The 7,667-nt window shown below is 69.9% G+C and carries 5 protein-coding genes and 1 pseudogene; 1 reads left to right on the top strand and 5 read right to left on the bottom strand.

Going from position 1 to position 7,667, the window contains the following annotated elements; translation table 11 throughout:
• Both ACWGJ5_RS42280 and ACWGJ5_RS42275 read right to left on the bottom strand, forming a co-directional pair.
• Positions 1–153: pseudogene (locus tag ACWGJ5_RS42280) on the bottom strand (nucleoside triphosphate pyrophosphohydrolase family protein); the annotation flags it as partial.
• Positions 154–360: 207 nt separating this feature from the next.
• Positions 361–2,013, bottom strand: a complete 1,653-nt coding sequence (locus tag ACWGJ5_RS42275) for a trypsin-like serine peptidase (RefSeq protein ID WP_453314927.1) — start codon at positions 2,011–2,013, stop codon at positions 361–363.
• Here ACWGJ5_RS42275 and ACWGJ5_RS42270 point away from each other — a divergent pair.
• A complete protein-coding gene (locus ACWGJ5_RS42270) occupies positions 2,012–2,260 on the top strand; it encodes a hypothetical protein (RefSeq protein ID WP_453314926.1) in 249 nt (82 codons plus the stop codon). The genes ACWGJ5_RS42275 and ACWGJ5_RS42270 overlap by 2 nt on opposite strands.
• A 282-nt stretch (positions 2,261–2,542) precedes the next feature.
• Here ACWGJ5_RS42270 and ACWGJ5_RS42265 read toward each other — a convergent pair whose 3' ends face one another.
• The 3 genes from ACWGJ5_RS42265 to ACWGJ5_RS42255 all read right to left on the bottom strand — a co-directional run bounded on the left by ACWGJ5_RS42265 (position 2,543) and on the right by ACWGJ5_RS42255 (position 7,538).
• Positions 2,543–3,442: a hypothetical protein gene (locus tag ACWGJ5_RS42265; protein ID WP_453314925.1), complete on the bottom strand. Its 900-nt coding sequence runs from the start codon at positions 3,440–3,442 to the stop codon at positions 2,543–2,545.
• A gap of 1,133 nt (positions 3,443–4,575) precedes the next feature.
• On the bottom strand, positions 4,576–5,298 hold the full coding sequence (locus ACWGJ5_RS42260; RefSeq protein ID WP_453314924.1) for a hypothetical protein: 723 nt from the start codon (positions 5,296–5,298) through the stop codon (positions 4,576–4,578).
• A 32-nt stretch (positions 5,299–5,330) separates the two neighbouring features.
• Entirely contained in the window at positions 5,331–7,538 is a 2,208-nt protein-coding gene (locus ACWGJ5_RS42255; protein WP_453314923.1) for an MMPL family transporter, read from the bottom strand.
• Positions 7,539–7,667: the final 129 nt, after the last annotated feature.

Here is a 7,667-nt window from a genome sequence, read left to right as displayed (position 1 = left end):
TTTGCAGCCAAGGAGGAAGCGGCTGACGGGTGACCAGCCCAGGACGGCGGCGTGGGCGAGGTGGAAGGCGTCGTGGAAGCGGTAGTCGTCCTCGATATGGCCGGCGCTGGTGAGGGGGTCGCCGGCCGGAGTGCCGTCTTCGCGGGTAACCACAGCCACACACCAACTGATCAGCCCAGGCCAGAACACCCGCCTTTGATCAAGAACGTCGCTCCCGGACAGCAGCTGTCCGCGATCGGGATGCGCTTGTCGTAGCGGCGTACGGACGGGCGGCGGGGGTAGCCCTGCAGGGGGATCCGGGTGGCGCGGTGGGTTCGGTCACCCGGATCAGCCTGCGCTGTGGGGCAGGTTGTGGGGCGGCTACTTCGGGGCGACGAGCATATGTTCGGTGCCGAAGGTGGCACCAGTGTGTGCGTACATGGTGGTCTCGCCGTCGGACCAGCGAACGACGAGGTCGTCCGGCCAGCCGTTGGAGTCGTAGCTGCCCGCTGTCATCACCGAGTCGTGCGACCAGATGCTGCCGGCCGGAGCCATCTGGACCTCCTTGCCGACGCCGCCGGGACCGGTCTCCTGGAACTGGGAGACGTGTCCGTCGGACCAGCGCACCAGGGCGTCCCAGTTGTTGCCGCCGGTGAAGTCGCCCGCGGTCACCAGGGTGGCGTCCGTCCAGGCGCTCTGCGGCTTCGCCAGCTGGTGTTCGGTGCCGAAACCCTTGTCGCCGACGGCGGTGTAGTCAGTGACCTCGCCGTCGCTCCAGCGCACCAGCAGGTCACTGACGTACTTCGCGGTTCCGAAGCTGCCCCCGATGATCTGATCGGCGTGGCTCCAGATGGAACCGGCGTCGGCCAGCTTGATCCCACCGTCCATACCCCTGGTACCGGCGTCGGGGAGGAGCCTGACCTCGCCGGAATTGAACACCACCAGCAGGTCCGAGCCGTTGCCGCCGGAGAAGTCCCCACCGGTGATGGACTTGACGTCCTGCCAGACGCCGTGGCGCGCGGCCAGCCGGCGCTCGCCGGTGAAGCCGCCGTTGCCGTCGCCGGTGTACAGGGTGACCTCGCCGTCGGTCCAGACCACGATCAGGTCGCCCTTGCCGTCGCCGGAGTACTCGCCCGAGGCCAGCAGCTTGGCATGGGCCCAGGTCTCACCGCCGCCCATGGAGTACGGCAGCGGCGGCTGGTCGTAGGTGCTCCCGTGCGCGGAGACCTGGTTGTTCTTCGCCTCGTCGTACAGGCGGAAGAACCAGGCGCCGTGCATGGGGCTGTACGTGAGCCAGTCGACGTCGTCGTCGTTGCCGCCGCCGTTGTAGCCGCCGACGTTGCCGATGATCTCGCCGGTGCCCTTCTTCCAGTCGACCCGGGAGAACCACGGGCCGCCGGAGACACCGCCCCACATGCCACGGCACTTGGCCTGGATCTGGTAGAAGCCGGGCAGCGCCTCCGTCTGCGTGGGGCACCGCACCGGATGGTCCTCGGGGTCGTGGCTGGAGGGGTAGCCGACCATCGTGACCTTGTTCAGGTAACCCGGCGTGCGCACCAGCGTGTTCGCGCCCACCACGTCCTGCGCCTGCTTGCCGCTCTTCGAAGGCTCGAGCCGGCCGAAGGAGAAGTCCAGGTCGGAGATGGGCTTCTTGGTGTTGTGCACGTACCGGTTGTCGGTGAAGAACTTGGCGACCCGGTAGAAGCCGAAGTCCTGTTTGTCCAGTGTCTGTTCGGCGGCGTACATGGGGACGAAGACGGCCTTGCCCCCGTCGCAGTGCCCCGCGGTCAGGATCAGATTGTGCCCGGGGCTCTCCACCACGCTGGCGGTGCAATGGTGCGCGTGCATCCGCTGGGTGGTCGGGTCCGTGTCGTAGGTGAAGATCGTCCCGACGGACGGCAGGCCGAGGATGTGCTCCGCGGTCGGCATGTCGGCCGCCACGCCGGGACCGGCCGGAGCCGTCCGCCGCAACCGGGCCTTGGCGCTCGGGTCCGCATGCTGCGCGGGCCGCGCCGGGTCGGTGGCCGAGGCCATGCGTTCAGGCGTCCAGAAGCGGATGGCGTCCTCGTCCGAAAAGCCGTCGTCGCCGGTCTCGGTCGCGGCGGACCCGCTCGCGCTCGCCGAGGGTGAGGCCGAGGGCTCCCCGGTGGCGGTCCCGGTCGAGGTGCTGGCAGAGGCCGAGGGCGCGGGTTCACCGGACGGTGCGGCTGACGTTTCAGCGGACGGTCCGGCGGACGGCACCGTCGCCGGGGACAGGTGGGGCGCCGATGTGGCGTCCTGAACCTTGGCCTGCGCCTGGGCGAGGCTTCCCCCTCCGGTCAGGATCAGGGCAGTTCCGGCCGCGAGGACCACGAGACGCGAGATTCGTCTGTGTGAGATATGCAAGGAATGCTTTCTGAGTCATGGACGAACTGCCTCCGGACCGGAAGCGGCCGGAGGGAGCGAAGGAAAGATGAAGGAAGAACCGAGGAAGGCGGGGAAGGCGGGGAGCACAGTTCGGCGCGCGCCCGCCGGTGCCGGCTCGAGCCGCCCGGGGGACGGTCCGCGGCCGCTGGGTTCTCCGCTACGCGGAGGGTGCAGCCTTCCGTGAGTTGCGGCACCGTACTGCGAACGCGCCGCCGGAGGCGAGGGCCAGCCCCGCGGCCGCGACGCCACCGGTGACCGCCCAGGACGGGCCGCCGCCGTCCGCGACGGGCTGGCCGGCGATCGTGACGTGCTGTTTCGTGGTCTGCTGCCCATGGTGGCTGACCACGGTCACGGTGTAGCGGCCGTTGGTTACGTCGCCTCGCAACTGGCCGTGGCCCGCGTAGACCGTGCCGCCGTCGTCGCATTTGCAGCCGGGGTCGTCCGGGCTGTCCGTCTTGATCGTCAACGGGCCCTTGAAGATGGGCGACGTGACGGTGAGGGAGTTTTCCCCTGGTGCGGCCCGCAGGTCGGTGAGGACCACCCGGACGTCACTGCCCGGGCGGAGGGAGGCGGGTGTGCCGCTGCCGGGGAACGCGTTCATGGGACCGATGACGAACCGGTCGATCTGCGCCGAGTTCTCGGCTAGGACCTTGAGTTGTGCGGTGGCGACGGTACGGCCGTGGCTCGTCGCGGTGACCGGATAGGTGCCCGCGCGCAGGCCCGAGCGGACGCGGTGGTCTGTTCCCGGCGCGTCCACCTGGACCGACTGTGTCGACCCCTTCTTCAGGGGAGTCAGGGTGATCGGCTCCTGCAGGGCCGGGGAGGTGACCTCGACCTTGTCCCATCCCGGTGGCATTCCCTCGAGACTGAACGAGATGTCGTCACCCGCCTCCAGGGCGAGGTTCTGAGCCACGTGGTACTCCAGGCGGACCGCCGGAGACGGGCTGCCGCCCGGAGCCGGGCTCGCGCCCTCGGCGACCGACACCCCCGCTGCCCCTCCCAGCAAGGGCACCGCGACAAGACCGGCGACACCCACGGCCCGAACTGCATTGCGCAACAACGATCCCCCTTCGATACAGGACGGCTGAGCCGGGAAGGCCACATCGATCCGCCTTCCAGGAAGAGGGCAAAGACGCGCATCAGGTTGCGAAACACCCCCGTTCACGATGCACGGCCCCCACCGAGGACCAACAGCCCCCATGCGCCGCACGCAGTCCGACAGGTACGCGCTGAACTACGCCGCCACAGCGCGGCCGCCGGGGGCGCCAGCACATGTCCACATCACCGTGATGGATGAGGCTTTCCCCGCTGACGCGGGAAGCGTGAAACCGCGCGCACCGTGACCCGATCCCGTGTACAGCGTCTTCGACCCGACAGGAAGCGGAGACTGGACTGGATTGGGAAGGCGGTCCGGTTTCGTCGGGGTCTGCACCGCAGAGGGCATCGCGCCGGTCCCCGTCGTCGCTTTGGCCGGAGGCGGCGTCGTCCCATGGGTGGTGGTCGCCCGGGGGTGAGCGCTACCGGAACAGGCGGACACAAGCACCAGGGCCGACAGGCCGACGGCCAGCAGGGAAGGCTTCATCAGATCGGGCTCAGCTCACGAGTGGGCGATGTAGGGCGAGAGCGCCGGGAGCTTGGCACTCCCGTGGTTGGAGAAGATCCACTTGCAGCCGCCGTTCGTGAAACCCGTTCCCAGTTGAAGGAGTATCCCTTCGAGCCGAGAGCGAGCCTCGGCAGCAGCGATGAGGACTGACTCGCTGGCGGGGTAGGCGCGGGGCGTGTCCGGCAGCCTTTCGTGAAGGCCGTCAGTTAGCCAGGAGAACTGGAACCTGAGAGGTGGGGCAGGTCAAACTGGAACCTGAGAGGTGGAGCAGGTCAACCTCACCCAAACCTGCAGCAGACCCCAACGCTCACCCGGAGGCTCGTCTCCACGAGGCCGCCGCGGCCGGGTCCAGACACTGTCACCGGAGCGGATCGAGCAACTCACCACCATCGACATGCACTGGACATAATCGACATGCACTGGACATAGGGGAGCGTGTGGCGTTCCGGCGTTGGCGGGGTCGATCGTCAGGCTGCGTTCGCGGCGGGCTGGCCGTCCGGGGGCCGGGCAGTGTGGTCGAGTTTGGCGTCGGCCGTCAGCGGTGGGCATCCGGGGGGCGTCTCCCGGGCAGGCCGCGGCTCGGACGGTCAGGAGGCTTCCCCTCCCGCGCTCGGTGTCGGCCCGGCGGCGATGGAGAAGTCGAGGACGAGGCCGTCGTCGGCGGCGTGCACCGATGTGAGCGCAACGCCGTGGGGCAGTGCGGTGACAGCCACGGTCATGGGACCCAACTCCTCGCGGAGTCCGGAGGTGCCCGGCAACTCGGCGAGGTCGTCGACGGCCACGTTTCGACCGAGGACGCTCACCGTGGTGGGCGTGATGGTGAAGGCGTGCGCGGTCGTGGCCAGGGTCGCCCGCACGGTGACTGGCAGGCCCAGGCGGCCGACGCTGCCTGCGAGGATCAGGTCGCCGTCCTCGCCGCTGGCGGTCAGGCCGTTGCCCAGCGCGCCCAGGCGCCGGGTCACCTGGTCGTATCCGACGATGGCGGTTGCGGTGCCGCCGGCGCTGTCGCCGTTCGTCGTGACGTCTTTCAGGCGGACGGTCACATCCAACACAACATGCTGACGATGCACGCCTTTGGCGTTCACTTCGACGTCTCCGACCTGCCCTCCCAGGGTGCGCAGGCCCGCGAGGGGGGTGGTGAGGTCGGCGTGCACCGGGCCGCCCGGCTTCAGCCGGCGTGCGGCTCGGGCGGCGATGCGCTCCTCGGTGCGGTGCTCGACCCAGAGGTCGGTCGCGCCGGTGAGCAGGGCCAGGGTCGCAGCGGTGGCGGCCAGGATGAGGCGGGTCTTTCCGCGGAGGTTCGGTCTCACGTGGTCGCTGCTCCGGATCGGTCGGCGGGCGGTCAGGCGTGCAGGCGCGGGAGGACCCGGTCGAGCCGGCGGGGTATCCACCAGTTGGCCCGGCCGATGAGGAACATGGCGGACGGCACCAGGATCAGGCGGACCACCGTGGCGTCGACGATCACGCTGATCGCCAGCCCCAGGGCGAGCATCTTCACGACCACGGTCGGTGAGGCGGTGAAGGACAGGAACACCGCGGTCATGATGAACGCGGCAGCGGAGATCACGCGCGCCGTCGCGGACAGCCCCTCGCCCACGGCGAGCCGGTTGTCGCCGGTGCGGTGCCAGGCCTCGGCGATCCGGGAGAGCAGGAAGATCTCGTAGTCCATGGACAGCCCGAAGACGATCGCGAACATCATCATCGGCACGTACGACTCGATGGGCACCGGCTCCGAGAGGCCCAGCAGCGAGTCGCCCCATCCCCACTGGAAAACCGCGACGAGCACGCCGTAGGACGCGGCCGTGGTGCACAGGTTGAGCACCACGGCCTTGAGCGGGATCACCAGGCTGCGGAAGACCGTCATGAGCAGCAGGAAGGCGAGGAGCAGGACGATGCCGATCACGATGGGCAGCCGTTCGCCGACCGTGTCCCGGAAGTCGGCCTGGCCGGCCACGGTGCCGGTGAGATAGGCCTTGGCGCCCGTGCCGTGCAGGGCCTTCGGCAGTGTCCGCCCGGAGAGGGTGGCGAGCAGGTCGCCGGTGGCGGCGTCCTGCGGGCCGGTGGTCGGGGTGAGCGTGGTCACGAGGATCCTCCCGTCGGCGCTCGCCTTGACGGGGGTGAAGGCGGCCACCCCGTGGGTGGTTCTCAGGGCCGTGGTCATGTCGCGCGTGATCCGGTCGACGGGCGACTTTGCGCCGCTCATGTCGACGACGGTGGCGATCGGGCCGTTCGCCCCCACTCCGAAGCCCTGCCCGTCGGCGTGCGCGATCCAGTCGTAGGCGCTTCGGGTGCTGCTGCCGGGTCGGTCGGCACCGGCGTCGACGTGGCCGAGGCGCATGGACAGCAGGGGCAGGGAGCACACACCGAGGACGACGACGCCTGCGGCGAGAAACGTCCAAGGGCGCCGGGCGACGAGGTCGGCGTAGCGGTTCCGGCCGTCGTCGGCCCCCGTGCCTTCGGCGACCGGGCGGCGCAGCCGGAACCGGTCGATGCGCCTGCCCACCAGCCCGAGGGCCGCCGGTACGAGGGTGAGGGCGGCAGCGGCCGTGACGACGACGGCGAGGGTGGCCGCGAGGCCGATCTTGCCGATGAAGGTCAGCCCGCAGGCGTAGAGGCTGAGCATGGCGACGGCCACGGTCAGAGCGGCGACGAGGACGGCACGTCCGCTGGTGTGCGCGGTGCGGGCCGCGGCGTCGGCCGGGTCGCGCCCGTCGATGAGGTCCTGGCGGAAGCGCGTGGTCAGGAACAGGGCGTAGTCGATGCCGACACCCAGGCCGATCATGCCTGCAAGGGTGGTGGCCGACGTCGCGAAGGAGAGCGTGGCGGCGACGATGCCCACGATGCCGAGGCCGACCCCGACGCCGATCAGCGCGGTGATCAGCGGCAGCAGCGCGGCGAGGACACTGCCGAAGGCCAGCAGCAGGATGACGAGGGCGGTGACCACGCCTATGCCCTCGCTCAGCTTGTCGTCGGCCGGCGCACGCACCACCTGATCCAGATCGCCGCCGTACGCGACGCCGAGCCCCGCCGCCCGGGCGGGGCCGGTCGCCTTGTCGAGTCGCACGGTGTAGTCGTGGCCGAGGTTCTTCAACTGCTCGTCGAAGGAGACGACGGTGTACGCGGTGCGCCCGTCGGAGCTGGTGACGGGCGCGGAGACGGCAGTGACGTGCGGCAGATCGCGCAGGTCGGCCAGGGTCCGCTCAAGCGCGGACCGCTGGTCGGCCACGGCGCCGGAGCCGGTGTGGAACACGACCTTGCCGACCGGCCTGCCCTCCTCGGGCATCGACGTGGCGAGGAGATCCGCGCCGGTGTGGGAGGCGGTGCCGGGCAGACTGACCTGATCGCTGAAGGTGGGCGCAGCGAGATGCCGTCCGGCCAGGGCGGCGACGAGGACCAACAGCCATGCGGCGATCACGGCTGCCGGGTGCCGGGCGCAGAAGCCGCCGAGGCGGCCGGGTCCGCGGCGGGCCGCGGCGAAGTCCGTCGCCGGCTGGGCGGCGGTGTTCGTCCCGCTCGGCGCGGGCGGGTGCTGCAGTGGTCGGGCCACCATGGCCTCCAGAAAAAGTGTCACGAGTGACAGAAACTCTAGAGAAGAAGTGGCACGGATGACAATTGGCAGAGATGCCATTTGCAGCTGCGACGCCCTAGGAGGGTGTGCGCACCAGGAGGGTGTGCGCAC

It is taken from the genome of Streptomyces sp. NPDC054783, assembly GCF_053611725.1.
This window is presented reverse-complemented; position numbering and strand designations above follow the sequence as displayed.